This window comes from Streptomyces sp. NPDC096193 (assembly GCF_040302905.1).
Lineage (GTDB): Bacteria > Actinomycetota > Actinomycetes > Streptomycetales > Streptomycetaceae > Streptomyces.
Map to the genome: position 1 here is coordinate 228,333 of NZ_JBEOSJ010000010.1, position 14,150 is coordinate 242,482.

At 71.6% G+C, this 14,150-nt stretch carries 16 protein-coding genes and 5 tRNA genes; 13 read left to right on the forward strand and 8 right to left on the reverse strand.

Annotation, left to right across the window (positions count from 1 at the left end):
• Positions 1–144 precede the first annotated feature (144 nt).
• Both cobA and ABTX78_RS17605 read left to right on the forward strand, forming a co-directional pair.
• Positions 145–1,401, forward strand: coding sequence for a uroporphyrinogen-III C-methyltransferase (gene cobA / locus ABTX78_RS17600; RefSeq protein WP_352207674.1), 1,257 nt, complete (start codon positions 145–147; stop codon positions 1,399–1,401).
• 53 nt (positions 1,402–1,454) lie between these two features.
• Positions 1,455–2,273, forward strand: a complete 819-nt coding sequence (locus ABTX78_RS17605; protein WP_352207675.1) for a TrmH family RNA methyltransferase — start codon at positions 1,455–1,457, stop codon at positions 2,271–2,273.
• A 19-nt stretch (positions 2,274–2,292) separates the two neighbouring features.
• Here the strand turns inward: ABTX78_RS17605 and ABTX78_RS17610 are convergent, their stop codons facing one another.
• Complete coding sequence (locus ABTX78_RS17610; RefSeq protein WP_352207676.1) at positions 2,293–3,489, reverse strand: serine/threonine-protein kinase; 1,197 nt, start codon at positions 3,487–3,489, stop codon at positions 2,293–2,295.
• Between the two features lie 284 nt (positions 3,490–3,773).
• Between ABTX78_RS17610 and ABTX78_RS17615 the strand changes: the two genes are divergently transcribed.
• The 6 genes from ABTX78_RS17615 to ABTX78_RS36145 all read left to right on the forward strand — a co-directional run bounded on the left by ABTX78_RS17615 (position 3,774) and on the right by ABTX78_RS36145 (position 8,389).
• Positions 3,774–4,031 carry a DUF8836 family protein gene (locus ABTX78_RS17615; RefSeq protein WP_313947418.1) on the forward strand — a complete coding sequence of 86 codons (258 nt, stop codon included), beginning with the start codon at positions 3,774–3,776 and terminating at the stop codon, positions 4,029–4,031.
• 186 nt (positions 4,032–4,217) lie between these two features.
• Positions 4,218–4,424, forward strand: coding sequence for a hypothetical protein (locus ABTX78_RS17620; RefSeq protein WP_340472123.1), 207 nt, complete (start codon positions 4,218–4,220; stop codon positions 4,422–4,424).
• Positions 4,425–5,228: 804 nt separating this feature from the next.
• Entirely contained in the window at positions 5,229–6,257 is a 1,029-nt protein-coding gene (locus ABTX78_RS17625) for a phosphotransferase family protein (protein WP_352207677.1), read from the forward strand.
• Positions 6,258–6,320: 63 nt separating this feature from the next.
• A complete protein-coding gene (locus ABTX78_RS17630) occupies positions 6,321–6,617 on the forward strand; it encodes a TFIIB-type zinc ribbon-containing protein (RefSeq protein ID WP_352207678.1) in 297 nt (98 codons plus the stop codon).
• 322 nt (positions 6,618–6,939) lie between these two features.
• The gene (locus ABTX78_RS17635) at positions 6,940–8,292 is read left to right on the forward strand and encodes an L-lactate MFS transporter (protein WP_352207679.1); all 1,353 of its coding nucleotides are present in this window, start codon (positions 6,940–6,942) and stop codon (positions 8,290–8,292) included.
• The gene (locus tag ABTX78_RS36145; protein WP_413777795.1) at positions 8,273–8,389 is read left to right on the forward strand and encodes an MFS transporter small subunit; all 117 of its coding nucleotides are present in this window, start codon (positions 8,273–8,275) and stop codon (positions 8,387–8,389) included. The genes ABTX78_RS17635 and ABTX78_RS36145 overlap by 20 nt, the downstream gene beginning before the upstream one ends.
• A 61-nt stretch (positions 8,390–8,450) precedes the next feature.
• Here the strand turns inward: ABTX78_RS36145 and ABTX78_RS17640 are convergent.
• The 5 genes from ABTX78_RS17640 to ABTX78_RS17660 form a co-directional block, all read right to left on the reverse strand.
• Positions 8,451–8,525, reverse strand: a tRNA-Val gene (locus ABTX78_RS17640).
• A 24-nt stretch (positions 8,526–8,549) separates the two neighbouring features.
• Positions 8,550–8,621: transfer RNA gene (locus ABTX78_RS17645), tRNA-Val, on the reverse strand.
• A 41-nt stretch (positions 8,622–8,662) separates the two neighbouring features.
• A tRNA-Val gene (locus tag ABTX78_RS17650) sits at positions 8,663–8,734 on the reverse strand.
• A gap of 1 nt (position 8,735) precedes the next feature.
• Positions 8,736–8,809 (reverse strand) — tRNA-Cys (locus ABTX78_RS17655).
• Between the two features lie 37 nt (positions 8,810–8,846).
• Positions 8,847–8,919 (reverse strand) — tRNA-Gly (locus ABTX78_RS17660).
• Between the two features lie 142 nt (positions 8,920–9,061).
• On the opposite strand from ABTX78_RS17660, the gene ABTX78_RS17665 reads away from it, so the two are divergent.
• Genes ABTX78_RS17665 through ABTX78_RS17675 form a run of 3 tightly spaced genes read left to right on the forward strand, consistent with a single transcriptional unit; the run spans position 9,062 to position 11,829 of the window.
• The gene (locus ABTX78_RS17665; RefSeq protein ID WP_352207680.1) at positions 9,062–10,120 is read left to right on the forward strand and encodes a chorismate-binding protein; all 1,059 of its coding nucleotides are present in this window, start codon (positions 9,062–9,064) and stop codon (positions 10,118–10,120) included.
• Entirely contained in the window at positions 10,117–10,947 is an 831-nt protein-coding gene (locus ABTX78_RS17670) for an aminotransferase class IV (RefSeq protein WP_352207681.1), read from the forward strand. Before ABTX78_RS17665 ends, ABTX78_RS17670 begins: the two co-directional genes overlap by 4 nt.
• Before the next feature lie 42 nt (positions 10,948–10,989).
• Positions 10,990–11,829 (forward strand): GNAT family N-acetyltransferase, encoded by an 840-nt coding sequence (locus ABTX78_RS17675; RefSeq protein ID WP_352207682.1) that lies wholly within the window; start codon positions 10,990–10,992, stop codon positions 11,827–11,829.
• A gap of 16 nt (positions 11,830–11,845) precedes the next feature.
• On the opposite strand, the gene ABTX78_RS17680 is transcribed toward ABTX78_RS17675, so the two are convergent.
• Positions 11,846–12,370, reverse strand: coding sequence for a DsbA family protein (locus ABTX78_RS17680; protein ID WP_352207683.1), 525 nt, complete (start codon positions 12,368–12,370; stop codon positions 11,846–11,848).
• 167 nt (positions 12,371–12,537) lie between these two features.
• On the opposite strand from ABTX78_RS17680, the gene ABTX78_RS17685 reads away from it, so the two are divergent.
• Together ABTX78_RS17685 and ABTX78_RS17690 are read left to right on the forward strand one after the other, a co-directional pair.
• Positions 12,538–12,990: a hypothetical protein gene (locus ABTX78_RS17685; RefSeq protein WP_352207684.1), complete on the forward strand. Its 453-nt coding sequence runs from the start codon at positions 12,538–12,540 to the stop codon at positions 12,988–12,990.
• A 181-nt stretch (positions 12,991–13,171) separates the two neighbouring features.
• On the forward strand, positions 13,172–13,324 hold the full coding sequence (locus tag ABTX78_RS17690; protein WP_340472115.1) for a hypothetical protein: 153 nt from the start codon (positions 13,172–13,174) through the stop codon (positions 13,322–13,324).
• Between the two features lie 60 nt (positions 13,325–13,384).
• On the opposite strand, the gene ABTX78_RS17695 is transcribed toward ABTX78_RS17690, so the two are convergent.
• On the reverse strand, positions 13,385–13,942 hold the full coding sequence (locus ABTX78_RS17695) for a CGNR zinc finger domain-containing protein (RefSeq protein WP_352207685.1): 558 nt from the start codon (positions 13,940–13,942) through the stop codon (positions 13,385–13,387).
• Between the last annotated feature and the right edge of the window lie 208 nt (positions 13,943–14,150).

Consider the following 14,150-nt stretch of genomic DNA (forward strand, 5'->3'; position numbering starts at 1 on the left):
CCCCGGGGTTCGGCCAACGTCACACCCCACCCGCGCCGCCCGCCCGGGCACCCCCTCGCCGCCCCCCGATATCGTGGCTCCCACCAGCCGCTTCATCGTCGCAGCGGTCCGCACCTCCGTACGGTACGAGGAGTCCCCACCGCCATGGCCGAGCAAGCGCACGCGCCCGAGCACCCCGCCTACCCCGTCGGGCTCCGCCTCTCGGGGCGACGCGTCGTCGTCATCGGCGGAGGGCAGGTCGCCCAGCGCCGGCTCCCCGCGCTCATCGCCGCCGGCGCGGACATCCTGCTCGTCTCTCCCTCCGCGACGCCCTCCGTCGAGGCCATGGCCGCGTCCGGCGAGATCCGCTGGGAGCAGCGCCGGTACGCCGACGGGGATCTCTCCGACGCCTGGTACGTCCTCATCGCCACCGCCGACGGCGAGGCCAACGCACAGGCATCCGCCGAGGCTGAGCGCACCCGCACCTGGTGCGTCCGCTCCGACGACGCCGGTGCCGCGACCGCCTGGACACCCGCGACGGGACGGTCGGAGGGAGTGACGGTCGCCGTCCTCACCGGCCGTGACCCCCGCCGCTCCGCCGCCGTACGCGACGCCATCGTCGAAGGACTGCGCGACGGCACCCTCGCCGCCCCGCACCACCGCACCAGGACCCCGGGCGTCGCCCTCGTCGGCGGCGGACCGGGCGACCCGGACCTCATCACCGTCCGCGGCCGCCGGCTCCTCGCCGAGGCGGATGTCGTCATCGCCGACCGTCTCGGGCCCCGCGACCTCCTCGACGAACTGCCGCCGCACGTCGAGGTGATCGACGCCGCGAAGATCCCCTACGGCCGCTACATGGCCCAGGAGGCCATCAACAACGCCCTGATCGAGCACGCCAGGGCGGGCAAGGCCGTCGTACGGCTCAAGGGCGGCGACCCCTTCGTGTTCGGCCGCGGCATGGAGGAGGCAGAGGCGCTCGCCCAGGCCGGCATCCCGTGCACCGTCGTCCCCGGGATCTCCAGCTCCATCAGCGTGCCCGGAGCCGTCGGCATCCCGGTCACCCACCGCGGTGTGGCCCATGAGTTCACCGTGGTCAGCGGCCATGTCGCCCCGGACGACGACCGTTCGCTGGTCGACTGGCCGGCACTCGCCAGGCTGCGCGGCACCCTCGTCGTCCTGATGGGCGTCGACAAGATCGGCGCGATCGCCCAGACGCTGGTCGCCAACGGCCGCGACCCGCACACCCCCGTCGCCCTGATCCAGGAGGGCACCACGGCCGCCGAACGCCGGGTCGACGCAACCCTCGCCACCGTCGCGGAGACGGTGGTCGCCGAGGACGTACGCCCGCCGGCCGTCATCGTCATCGGCGAGGTCGTCGCCGTCGGCCCGCGCGACCGCCGGTACCCGCGTAACCCCCAGTAACCGACTCCTGCCCAGGCGTTGGCACCACCACCAGGAGAAGGCAGTATCACCCTGTGGCCGATCTCATCACTGTCGAGGACCCCGACGACCCGCGCCTGCGCGACTACACGGGGCTGACCGACGTCGAGCTGCGACGCAAGCGCGAGCCCGCCGAAGGCCTGTTCATCGCCGAGGGCGAGAAGGTGATCAGACGGGCCAAGGACGCCGGGTACGAGATGCGGTCCATGCTGCTCTCCGCCAAGTGGGTCGACGTCATGCGCGACGTCATCGATGAACTCCCGGCACCCGTCTACGCGGTCAGCCCCGAGCTCGCCGAACGCGTCACCGGCTACCACGTGCACCGCGGCGCTCTCGCGTCCATGCAGCGCAAGCCCCTCCCGACGGCCGACGAACTGCTCCGGAGGACCCGCAGGGTCGTGGTGATGGAGTCCGTCAACGACCACACCAACATCGGCGCGATCTTCCGCAGCGCCGCCGCCCTCGGGATGGACGCGGTCCTGCTCTCACCGGACTGCGCGGACCCGCTCTACCGCCGGTCCGTGAAGGTCTCCATGGGCGCGGTCTTCTCCGTCCCGTACGCCCGTCTGGATGCCTGGCCCAAGGGACTTGACGCGGTACGGGAGGCGGGCTTCAAGCTTCTCGCCCTCACCCCCGACGAGAAAGCCGCGACGATCGACGAGGCCGCACCGCACCGGCTGGAACGGGTGGCGCTGATGCTCGGGGCCGAAGGGGACGGCCTCTCCACCCAGGCACTGGTCGCCGCGGACGAGTGGGTGCGCATCCCGATGGCCCACGGCGTCGACTCGCTGAACGTCGGCGCGGCCGCAGCGGTGGCCTTCTACGCGGTGGCGACGGGCCGCCCGGGGGCCTGAACCGCCCCCGGGGCCCCGCTCACAGCTGCTGGGCGGCGGCGATGCCCAGCGCGACGATCAGCGTCACGACGAAGAAGACGATGATCCGCTGCCGCAGCAGCCTCGGGTTGGCCGGCCGGCGCCCCGCCGATGTCGTGCGCACCCCGGGCCGGGTGCCCTGCCGCCTCTGAGGCCGGGAGTTGCGCGGCTGCTGAGGGCGCGTGCCCCCGGTGCGCGACGGCTGCGGCCGCGACCCCGAAAACCCGCCCGGACGCCGGTCCGGCCGCTCACCGCGCTCCAGCCGTTCGGGACGCTCCATGCGCTCCGTACGCTCCAGGCGTTCCGGGTAGCGGGACGTCGGCCGGTCCGCCTCGATGCGCTCGCGCTGGGCCGGGGGCCGTGCCTCCGGCAGCCCCTGGGCCTCCCGCGCCGCGATCTCCTTGAGCCGCATCGAGAGCTGCAGGGTGCTCGGGCGCTCCTCCGGGTCCTTGGCCAGACAGGCGCTCAGCAGCGGGGCGAGCGAGTCGGGCACGCCGTGCAGATGCGGTTCCTCGTGCACCACGCGGTACAGCATCACCTCGGAACCGCCGTGCCCGAACGGCGAGTCCGCGGTCGCCGCGTAGGCGAGGGTCGCCCCCAGCGCGAACACGTCCGTGGCCGGCGTGACCGCCACACCCCGCACCTGCTCGGGGGCGAGGAATCCGGGGGAGCCGACCGCCGTACCGACGTGCGTCAGCGTGCTCGCGCCGGTCGCCCAGGCGATGCCGAAGTCGATGATGCGCGGGCCCTTGGGGGACAGCAGGATGTTCGACGGCTTCAGGTCCCGGTGGACGACACCGGCCTCGTGCACCGCCACCAGCCCCTCGGCGAGTGCCGCACCGACCGCGGCGACCTCGGAGGCCGGGAGGATGCCCTCCTCGGCGACCTTGTCGTGCAGCGAGGGACCGGGAACGTACTGCGTGGCGAACCACGGCCGCTCCGCCTCGAGATCGGCCGCCACCAGCCGCGCCGTGCAGCCGCCGCGGATCCGCCGGGCGGCGGACACCTCACGGGCGAACCGCGATCTGAACTCCTGATCCTCCGCCAGATCCGGCCGGATCACCTTCAGCGCGACCCGCTGGCCCCGGCGGTCCGACCCGAGGTAGACGACGCCCATGCCGCCCGCGCCGAGCCGCCGGTGAAGCCTGAACGAGCCGACGACACGCGGGTCCTCGCGCCGGAGCCGCATCATCGCCATGTCCGTCCCCTACCTACGGTGGGGGAGGCCCCACCCCTGCCTGGCGGTGGGAGGAGCCCCACCTCTGCCCAGCGGGCGGGAGCCCGCCCCGCTGCCCGGTCGTGCGTCTGACGTGGCACAGCTTACGGATCCCCGCCCCGGTGCGCTCATAGGCCGCGCCCTCGCGGCCCGATCGATTGTCAGTGCCGGATGGGAAACTTGAAGAGTGGTCAGGGGGCGCCGGATCCATGTCGCTTGGCCCGTGCGAGATCTCAACGGTCCGTCGCAGAAGGGGGATTGGATCAATGAAGGGTGACCGCGTGGAGATAGTGGTGGACGCGGGTGACACGACGAGGACGTACGAAGTCGTGGCAAGCCGGGCGGGTCGCCGTGTGGAGACGGCGGTGCGCAGAGGCGTGGTGGAAGTGAGCGAAGTCACCCGCAACGGAACCGTGGTCCGGACGGCCCGGTTCATGGCCACCAGAGTGCTCGCCCTGGTGGAGCAGCCGGTCCCCCGGGAGGACGCCTCGGAGGGTCCCCTCCGGGAAGACCCCAAGGCCTAGGGCGGCATCTCCACCCTGGGGAGTACGCCCGGGGGCCACGGCTCATCCTCCGGGAGGCCCGGCAATCGGTACGCGGGCATGACGCCCGGGGCCTGCGAGATCCCTAATGTTGTGGTCAAGCGGCGGGTGCAGCACTCGTCCCCCGAGGTCAGACACCCGCCGCTCACAGACGACAGGAGAGGAACCATGGCGGACACGGCATCGCGGACCATGATCCGCACGCAGGGACGCAGGGCATACGCCGCGTTCGGCGGCCGCTCGTCCGGCCGGCGACACCCCTTGGTGGCGACGGCGATGGTTCTTCCTCTGGCGGCACTGCTGGTGGTCGCGTTCGGCGGCTGGGAAGCAGTGGTCACACAAGCGTCGTCCGTGGGCGTGATGCTGGGGCGCTGACCAGCGCCCCGGACCCGGAAGAGCGGTCCGGGTCGGGGACATCCGGCCAAAACCCCGTGGGGACGGGGGTGCGGCGGACGGCAGCAATGGCCGGTCAGCTGGGGAGCTGACCGGCCATCGCGTATCCCTCGCGCGGGCCGTAGTCCCGGGCGGGTGGTTTGTGCTTGTGGTGCGGGTGCGTCTCTGTTGTTTTGTGCGGGTGCGCCCGGTTGGTGGGTGGGTGCGGGTGCCGGGTTCTTCGGAGGGGGGTGTCCGGACTGCTTTCTCACCGCGCTTCGCGCGAGTTGCTGAAGCTTTGAGTCCGGACACCCCCCTCCTGCGCCCCCGTCCCCCTCCCGCCGTCCAGCGACTCCCCGTCCGTCCGGGACCAAGGTTTCGTGGACCGATCGCGACGCGAGGGGGGGGCGGATACGCCTCCGGCCGGAGCGAGGGCTCGGGCTCAGGGACGGGGACGTGCAGGGGTCGACTCCGGGACGTCAAAGCGCCCGCAACTCGCGCGAAGCGCGGTGAGGACCGCAGTCCCGGACATGACCCCGGAACGGCACCGGGACAGCAACCGCACAACCGGCCGCGCCACAAGAACCCGGGCTCAAGCCACACGCACCTGAGCCACGCGTAGGGGCTGGACCCCAAGCACCCGGGCCCGAGCCACAAGCGCCCGCACCGCACAGCAGGCTCAGCCACCAGCACCTGGCAACAACAGCCCGCACCGAACATGCGGCCCAGCCACAAGCACCCGCAGCGAACAAAGGGCCCAGGCACCGCGGCCGTAGGGTGAACGCCCAGCCCACCCCGGGGGGAACCATGTCCGTCGTCCGCGAGCTCGCCCTCGCCGCCCGTATCGCCGCCCATCTTCCCGGCGCCCGCCGCCCCTGCCCCGCCTGCCGCCGCGACGAGGACGTGTCCGTGCTCGCGGACCGCGGCGACGGTGTCGTCGTCCGGCACGGCGAGGCCGTCGCCAAGGCCCACGCCCCCGGTACGGACCAGAACGGCCACCGTGCTCGCCTCGCTGTCGCGTCCCATCCCCTGCTCGCGGGAATCCTCCTGCCGCCCCTGCCGCTGGACGCGCGGCAGGTGCACGGCAGACCGGTCACCGCCTGGCCGTACGGCGCCCCCGTGAACCCTGAGGACCCCGACGCGGCCCCCTGGGAGGAGGCGGCGGCCCTGCTCGCCCGCCTGCACCGGGTGGACGTCACAGCCCTCCCCGGCCCCCTGCCGCCCATGCGCGGCCCCGCGAAGGTCGCCCGCGCCCTCGCGCGGATGGAGTCCGTGGCGGGGGAGCACCGCGCCGCGGCTGTCGTCCGCCGCGCCTGGGACCGGCTGCCGGCCAGGGCCCGCGACGAGACCCCGTCACCCGTCGGCGACGCGCCGGCGCCTCGCGGCGGGACCCCGTCACCCCGGGGTGAGACTTCATCCGGACGCGACGCGCTCTGCCACGGCGACCTCCACCTCGGCCAGCTCGTCCGCCACCCCGCCCCGTCCGGCTCGTGGCTCCTGATAGACGTCGACGATCTCGGCGTGGGGGACCCCGCGTGGGATCTCGCCCGACCCGCCGCCTGGTATGCCGCCGGCCTGCTGTCCCCGCAGGTCTGGCAGCGCTTCCTCGGCGCGTACACGGCCGAACAGGGCCCGGCCGTACCCGCGGACAGCGACCCGTGGCCCCAACTCGACGTCCCCGCCCGGGCGCTCACCGTCCAGACCGCCGCGCTCTCGCTGGCCAGAGCGGTCGCGGAGCGGCGCGAACCGGACGAGGTCGATCAGATGATGATCGATGCGTGTGCTCGAATGGCCGACCTCGCCCGAGTTGGAGTTCGAGCCTCCGTCGTAGGCTGAACTCCTTGTCACCGGGCATGCATCCGGCGACGTCGACCGAACGGCGAGGAGCTGAAGCAGACCATGCAGTGTCCCAAGTGCCATGCAGCGATGCACACGTACAACCGCAACGGCGTCCAGATCGAGCAGTGCAGCGGCTGCCGGGGGATCTTCCTCGACTACGGCGAGCTCGAGTCCCTCACGCGCCTCGAGTCCCAGTGGCAGCAGCAGGCCCCGCCCCCGCAGGGGTACCCGGCGGCCCCGGCCCCGCAGGCGTACCCCGCCCCCGCGGCACCCGCCTGGGGCGCCCCGCATCACGGCGGGCACCACGGTGGCCATCACCGGCAGAAGGGCTTCGGCAGGATGCTGTTCTCCTCCTGATCGCTGTCGTGGCCGCGGCCGGTCTGTTCGGACCGACGGGCGCGGCGACGGACGCGGCATCCGCGGGCCCGGGCTACCGTCCGGGCCCGCACCGCGTCCCGAACCCGCACCGCATTCCGCCCCGCGCACCGCGTCCCGCCCCGCGCACCGCATTCCGCACCGCGCCCCGTCCCGCGCACCGCATCGCGCCCCGTCCCGCGCACCGCATTCCGCACCGCATTCCGCACCTGCACCGCGCCTGCACCCCGCCCGTGCATACCGTCGACAAAAAAGGTGCCCTCGGCATCTAGTCACGGGCATGATCGCTCCCTAGGGTGCCGCCATGACCTTCCTCGACAGGTCCCGCACCGTCGCACCCCCAGGCTGGAGCCGCTGGCTCGTTCCCCCCGCCGCTCTCTCGGTCCACCTCTCCATCGGACAGGCCTACGCCTGGAGCGTGTTCAAGCCCGCGCTCGAGTCGTCCCTCGACCTGTCCGGCACCGCCAGTGCCCTTCCCTTCCAACTCGGCATCGTGATGCTCGGCCTATCCGCGGCCTTCGGCGGCACGCTCGTCGAACGCAACGGCCCGCGCTGGGCCATGTTCGTCTCCCTGATCTGCTTCTCCTCCGGCTTCCTGATCGCCGCCCTCGGCGCGGCCACGCGCCAGTACTGGCTCGTTGTCTTCGGCTACGGCTTCATCGGCGGCATCGGCCTCGGCATCGGTTACATCTCCCCGGTCTCGACGCTCATCAAGTGGTTCCCCGACCGCCCGGGCATGGCCACCGGCATCGCGATCATGGGCTTCGGCGGTGGCGCACTGATCGCCTCCCCCTGGTCCACGCAGATGCTGGACTCCTTCGGCACGGACCACACCGGCATCGCCTCAGCGTTCCTCGTCCACGGCCTGGCGTACGCGGCGTTCATGTCGCTGGGCGTACTGCTCGTCCGCGTCCCGCCCGACGGCTGGAAACCGGACGGCTGGGAACCGAAGGAGCACTCCGGCACGCTGATCACCACGGCGCATGTGTCGGCCGACAACGCCCTGCGTACACCGCAGTTCTGGTGCCTGTGGGTCGTTCTGTGCATGAACGTCACCGCGGGTATCGGCATTCTGGAGAAGGCCGCTCCGATGATCACCGACTTCTTCACCGACACCCCGGCCGCCGTGACCGCCTCCGCCGCGGCGGGCTTCGTCGCCCTGCTCTCTCTCGCGAACATGACCGGCCGCATCCTGTGGTCCTCCACCTCGGACCTCATCGGCCGGAAGAACATCTACCGCGTCTACCTCGGCGTCGGCGCGCTGATGTACCTCGCCATCGTGCAGCTCGGCAACGACTCCAAGCCGCTGTTCGTCGTCTGCGCGCTGGTCATCCTGTCCTTCTACGGCGGTGGGTTCGCCACGATCCCCGCGTATCTGAAGGATCTCTTCGGCACCTACCAGGTGGGCGCCATCCACGGCCGGCTTCTCACCGCTTGGTCCACCGCGGGAGTCCTCGGCCCGCTGATCGTCAACTGGGTCGCGGACGCACAGGAGTCGGCGGGCCGCACCGGCCCCAGCCTCTACACCGCCTCGCTGTACATCATGATCGGGCTGCTGGCCGTCGGCTTCGTCGCCAACGAGCTCGTACGGCCGGTCGACGCACGCTTCCACGAGCCGCGGAAGGAAGGGACGGTCCATGAACAGCAGCAGGCGTAAGGCGCTCGGCGTCGCGGTCTGGCTGTGGGTCGCCGTGCCCTTCGGCTACGGCCTCTACGAGCTGATCCGCAAGGCCACCCAGCTCTTCACCGGGTAGCCGGCGACCGGACCCACCGACGACAGAACCCCCGGCCGTGGAGACGGCCGGGGGTTCTGGCTGGTGCGCGATACTGGGATTGAACCAGTGACCTCTTCCGTGTCAGGGAAGCGCTCTCCCGCTGAGCTAATCGCGCGGGACGATCTTGCGTGGTACTGCGTGCGCGATACTGGGATTGAACCAGTGACCTCTTCCGTGTCAGGGAAGCGCTCTCCCGCTGAGCTAATCGCGCGGGTCCCATGTCTGAAGACCGGGAAGATCCTTACGGATCAGTGGACGATACTGGGATTGAACCAGTGACCTCTTCCGTGTCAGGGAAGCGCTCTCCCGCTGAGCTAATCGTCCTTGGAGGTGGAGACGGGATTTGAACCCGTGTAGACGGCTTTGCAGGCCGTTGCCTCGCCTCTCGGCCACTCCACCAGGAGTGCAGGGGCTTCGGGAAAGATCCCCCACTTCGAGCGGACGACGAGATTCGAACTCGCGACCCTCACCTTGGCAAGGTGATGCTCTACCAACTGAGCCACGTCCGCTTGTTTCCGGATCACTGACGTGTCCCGGCGACGTGTTGAACTCTAGCGGATTCCTGGTCCAGCACAAAAACGCGTTTCCGCAGCGTGCTGACGTGTGTTCGGGCCGCAGCAGCACATCCGCACCGGTCATAGACTCGCAGACGTGCACGACCTCGCTCCTCTTGCCCGCTTCGGGCGACTCATCGCCACGGACCTCCGGGATGTCACCAGCGACCCCGAAGCTCTCGACTCCGCCGGCTTCTGGGCCGTCGTCGCGGACTTCGAGGGCGCTCTGACCTGCGCGCGCTTCGGTGACGTACGGACGGAGCCGGTGCCCGCGCCGATCCCCGGGCGGTGGCGCGGGCCCGCCGAGGACGACTGGACCTCGTCGCTCGACCGCGCCGGATACACCGCCGGCGTACGGCGCATCCGCGAGCACATCGCGGCCGGCGAGGTGTATCAGGCCAACCTCTGCCGGATCCTGTCGGCACCGTTGCCCGACCCGGCCGCGGCCGACGTCGACGCCCTGACCGCGCTCCTCGCGCGGGGCAACCCGGCTCCTTATGCGGGAACGATTCGGCTGCCCGGCCACGGTGTGGAGATCGCCACCGCGTCGCCCGAGCTCTATCTGCGGCGCGACGGCGCCGTGGTCGAGTCCGGGCCGATCAAGGGCACCGGCCGGACCCCGGAGGACCTGCTGGAGAAGGACCACGCCGAGAACGTCATGATCGTCGATCTCGTCCGCAACGACCTCGGCCGCGTCTGCGCCACCGGCACCGTGTCCGTTCCGGCGCTCTGCGAGATCGAGGCCCACCCGGGGCTCGTGCATCTCGTTTCGACCGTGCGCGGCGAGCTGGGTCCGAAGGACGGCTGGCAGGCACTGCTGGACGCGACCTTCCCGCCCGGCTCGGTGACCGGAGCACCCAAGTCCAGTGCCCTGAGGATCATCGAGGCTCTGGAGACAGCGCCGCGCGGGCCGTACTGCGGAGGGATCGGCTGGATCGACGCCGACCGGGGAACCGGTGAGCTGGCCGTCGGCATACGGACGTTCTGGATCGACCGGACCCCGCCCGGCGGCCCGGTCCTCCGGTTCGGCACCGGCGCGGGGATCACCTGGGGTTCCGACCCCGAACGCGAGTGGGACGAGACCGAACTCAAGGCGTCGCGCCTGCTCGCGGTAGCGTCGGGGGCGTACGTGACAGGCGGAAGGACAGCGGGATGAAGCTCTGGGTCAACGGAGGACTGCGGGACGCCGACGAGGCTCGGGTCTCGGTGTTCGACCATGGTCTGACTGTCGGCGACGGCATCTTCGAGACGGTCAAGGCTGTCCACGGGCAGCCCTTCGCGCTCACGCTCCACCTGGAGCGGATGAGCCGGTCCGCGGCCGGCCTCGGTCTCCCCGAGCCGGACCACGACGAGGTGCGGCGCGCCTGCGCCGCCGTTCTGGACGCCAACCCGATGGAACTCGGCCGGCTGCGCATCACCTACACCGGTGGTATCTCACCGCTCGGCTCCGACCGCGGCACCGCCGGCCCGACGCTGGTCGTCGCCCTCGGTGAGGGCAAGCGCCGCAAGGACACGACCGCTGTGATCACCGTGCCCTGGACGCGCAACGAGCGCGGCGCGCTGACCGGCCTCAAGACCACCTCGTACGCGGAGAACGTCGTCGCGCTCGCCCGCGCGTCCGAGCACGGCGCGTCCGAGGCGCTGTTCGCCAACACGGTCGGACAGCTCTGCGAGGGCACCGGATCCAATGTCTTCGTCGTCGTCGACGGAGAGCTGCACACCCCGCCCGTGGCCTCCGGCTGTCTGGCGGGCATCACCCGCGCCCTGACGGCCGACTGGACCGGCGCCAAGGAGACGGACCTGCCGTTCGACGTGCTGGAGCGGGCCGACGAGGTCTTCCTCACGTCCACGCTGCGCGACGTCCAGGCCGTTCACCGGGTCGACGGACGCGAGCTCACGGACGCCCCCGGCCCGGTCACCGCGAAGGCCATGCGGGTGTTCGCGGAGCGCGCGGCGGCCGACCCCGATCCGAAGGCTCCGTAAAAACCCGTGACGGACGGCCGCCCGGCAGGTAGAACACCCCTGATGACCACCACCCTGCGGCCGACCGGGCCGTTGCAGCACGAGGCGGACGGCGCCCAGTCGAGGACCTTCGTGGTCTGCGTCAACAGCCGTCCCGTCGGGTCCGTCGAGATCGCCACCCTGCCCTCGCTCGGGCCGAGAGCGGGAACCGTCCGCTCGCTCGGTATCGACGAAGCGGACCGGCGCCGTGGCCGCGGTACCGTCGCCGCGCTCGCCGCCGAGGAGGTGCTGCGCGGCTGGGGCTGTTCGCAGGTGACGGTGTCCGTACCGCCCGAGGCCGTCGAGGCCACGCGGCTGACGGCTGCCCTCGGCTACACCGAGCGCAGTCGCAACATGCTCAAGACCCTCGGCGCCGAGCCGCCCGCGCTCCCCGAGGGCGTCGAGGCGCGGCCCATGACCGAGCCGGAGTTCCGTACCTGGTGGGACGTTCAGCACGAGGACTACGTCACCAGTTGGTCGGAGCGGGGCCTGTCGGTCGCCGAAGCGCGTGCCAAGGCCGACGCCGACCGGCGCAGAAGCCTGCCCGATGGCCTCGCCACACCGGGTGCGCGCCTGGAGTTCCTCGTCCGGCAGGGCGAGGTCGTCGGCCATCTGTTCGTCGGACGGCGCGAGGTGCGTCCCGGCGAGGAGGGCGCGTTCGTGTACGACGTGGCCGTGGCCGAGGCGCACCGCGGTCAGGGCCACGGACGTTCGCTGATGCTGCGTGCCGAGCAGGGCGCGCTGGAGTCGGGGACGCGGCTGCTCGGACTGCACGTCTTCGCGGACAACACCCCGGCGCTCGGTCTCTACACCTCGCTCGGCTACGAGACGACGGGCGTCAACTTCACCAAGCCGCTGCTGTAGCCGGCCGGGCCACTTCCTAGGCGCCCGGGGATCCCTCGGCGAGGAGCCGGTCGACGATCTCCTCGACGCGTGCGCGCAGCCCCTCCTGGCTCTTGCCGCCGTCGAGCCGCTCACCGCCCACGACATACGTCGGGGTGCCCGTCACACCGATCGCCTTGCCCTCGGCCTGATCGGCGTCCACGACAAGGATGTGCCGGCCGTCGATCAGCGCGGTGTCGAACTCCTCGGCGTCCAGGCCCAGTTCACGCGCGGTCTCCACCAGGAAGGCCTCACCCTCGCGGCCGAGCCTTCCGACGTGGGCGAGTACGGCCTCCGTGTACGGCCAGCCCTGCCCCTGCTCGGCCGCTTCCTCGGCGGCCTGGGCTGCGGCGAAGGCGTAGGTGTGCTTCTCCAGGGGGAAGTGCCGCAGGCGCAGCTCCAGCCGGTCGCCGTAGCGCTCGCGCAGGGCCCGCAGATCTTCGAGGGAGCTGCGGCAGTCGGGGCACTGGAGCTCGCACCAGACGTCCAGGACGACGGGGCGGGCGGTGGTGGAGTCGCTCATGGGTCCAGTCTCCCAGCCCGCCGCTGCACCACCCAACCGGGACCTGCGGAGGAGTCCGTCCCGGAGATCTCCCTGAGGTCGCACCCGACCGTGGCCGCTTTGCCGCCGTGCGGTGCAGGATGGAGGGGGACGTAACCGCCCACGCCCGTCGAAGCCTGGAGGACCGGATGATTGCCGAGACCATTTGCTCCGCGGTGTCCGCGGCGGGCCTGGGCATCGCCGCCATCACGGCGTACCGCAAGCGATTCCTCACGGCCACCAGGATCGCCGCCTACTCGCTGGTCCCCATCGGCCTGGTGCTGACCGGCGCCGTCGAGTGGGCCGTCGACACCGCCTTCAGCCTCACCGCCTGGATCGGCTTCGGACTGCTGGGAGCCGCCTGGCTGCTGTTCCTGACGACCCGGGCCGTCGAACGGCGCTCGGGCGGCACCCGCAAGGAGCGCAAGGCGGCCAGGGCGGCGGCCGAGCGCGGGGCGGTCGCACCCAACGCCTCCGCGCCCTCCCTGGGGCAGGGCACCACCCCGGCGGCCCGTCCCGCGGCGAAGAAACCCAAGGAGGCCGCCGGCACCGGCGAGGACTTCAGCGACATCGAGGCGATCCTGAAGAAGCACGGCATCTGAGATTGCCCCTGCCCGCGGGACACGGGTGTGACGAGGGGATCGGGCCGGCGGGAACACGGGACCGGGTCCCGCGGGAACAGGCGATCGCATCCCGAGCGAACACGGGATCGGATGAACTCCCAAAGTCACGGGGCGTGTTGCTCGATCACGGCGGCCCGCCCTGCGTCATCATCACCCCGAGATGGTCGATACCTCCCGGGGCGAGGCCCCCGCACCGCCGCAAGAGCCGCGAGGCTGTCTCTTCGCGCTCTCCCAGCCGCCCCTGATGATCTTCCTGACGGTGATCGGCGTCCTGCTGCTCATGGCAGCCGTGCACGATCTGTTCCTCTTGTGAGCGGCCTGGGGTGAGGAACGGAAATTCCGCGCCGGAGGGCCCGGGCCACCGCGCAGCGGCTCAGCCGGCCGCTTCCTTGCGGCGGGCACGGTACGCGGCCACATGCAGCCGGTTCCCGCAGGTGCGGCTGTCGCAGTAGCGGCGGGAGCGGTTGCGCGAGAGGTCGACGAAGGCGCGCCCGCAGTCCGGGGCCTCGCAGCGCCGCAGCCGCTCCTGTTCGCCCGCGACCACGATGAAGGCCAGCGCCATCCCGCAGTCGGCGGCGAGGTGGTCGGCGATCGAGGCGCCGGGCGCGAAGTAGTGCACGTGCCAGTCGTAGCCGTCGTGGTCGGTGAGCTGCGGGGTGGTGCCCGCGGCCGCCACGAGCTCGTTGACCATCTCGGCCGCGCTGCGGGCGTCGGTCGCCGCGAAGATCTCGGCGAACCGGCCGCGGACGTCCTGCACGGCCTTGAGGTCCCGGTGGCCGAGCTCACCCACGCCACTGATGTCGTGCCCGCGCGCGAAGTCGTACAGCGCGTCGACGTTCGCGAGCCCGTCCCCCTGGCCGGTCTCCGGTGCGGTGTTCACCAGATCGACGACGGTGTCGAGGGCGATCCTGGTGTCGTGGGGAATCAGCACGATTCGCTCCCTGGCCTGCTGCGGGCGGGTCCCCGCAGAATTGCGCTGACTCTAGCGGTTCGCGCCTGGAGCGCATCGGCGCCGTCACCGCGCTGGAATGCGCGGTCTCGGACCGGCGATCCGGCCCTGGTACGTGCTGTGGGGGCTGTTCCTGCCAGATACAGGGCGGAGAGGCGGTCCACACCGGCGCGCTGCATCATCTTGGCGG

Excerpts from the sequence above, each read along its gene's own strand:
- ABTX78_RS17615 (WP_313947418.1), top strand. The coding sequence starts at position 3,774 with ATGAAGGGTGACCGCGTGGAGATAGTGGTGGACGCGGGTGACACGACG.
- ABTX78_RS17685 (WP_352207684.1), top strand. The coding sequence starts at position 12,538 with ATGATTGCCGAGACCATTTGCTCCGCGGTGTCCGCGGCGGGCCTGGGC.
- ABTX78_RS17610 (WP_352207676.1), bottom strand. The coding sequence starts at position 3,489 with ATGGCGATGATGCGGCTCCGGCGCGAGGACCCGCGTGTCGTCGGCTCG.
- ABTX78_RS17675 (WP_352207682.1), top strand. The coding sequence starts at position 10,990 with ATGACCACCACCCTGCGGCCGACCGGGCCGTTGCAGCACGAGGCGGAC.
- ABTX78_RS36145 (WP_413777795.1), top strand. The coding sequence starts at position 8,273 with ATGAACAGCAGCAGGCGTAAGGCGCTCGGCGTCGCGGTCTGGCTGTGG.
- ABTX78_RS17635 (WP_352207679.1), top strand. The coding sequence starts at position 6,940 with ATGACCTTCCTCGACAGGTCCCGCACCGTCGCACCCCCAGGCTGGAGC.
- ABTX78_RS17680 (WP_352207683.1), bottom strand. The coding sequence starts at position 12,370 with ATGAGCGACTCCACCACCGCCCGCCCCGTCGTCCTGGACGTCTGGTGC.
- ABTX78_RS17625 (WP_352207677.1), top strand. The coding sequence starts at position 5,229 with ATGTCCGTCGTCCGCGAGCTCGCCCTCGCCGCCCGTATCGCCGCCCAT.
- cobA (WP_352207674.1), top strand. The coding sequence starts at position 145 with ATGGCCGAGCAAGCGCACGCGCCCGAGCACCCCGCCTACCCCGTCGGG.
- ABTX78_RS17690 (WP_340472115.1), top strand. The coding sequence starts at position 13,172 with ATGGTCGATACCTCCCGGGGCGAGGCCCCCGCACCGCCGCAAGAGCCG.
- ABTX78_RS17620 (WP_340472123.1), top strand. The coding sequence starts at position 4,218 with ATGGCGGACACGGCATCGCGGACCATGATCCGCACGCAGGGACGCAGG.
- ABTX78_RS17670 (WP_352207681.1), top strand. The coding sequence starts at position 10,117 with ATGAAGCTCTGGGTCAACGGAGGACTGCGGGACGCCGACGAGGCTCGG.
- ABTX78_RS17630 (WP_352207678.1), top strand. The coding sequence starts at position 6,321 with ATGCAGTGTCCCAAGTGCCATGCAGCGATGCACACGTACAACCGCAAC.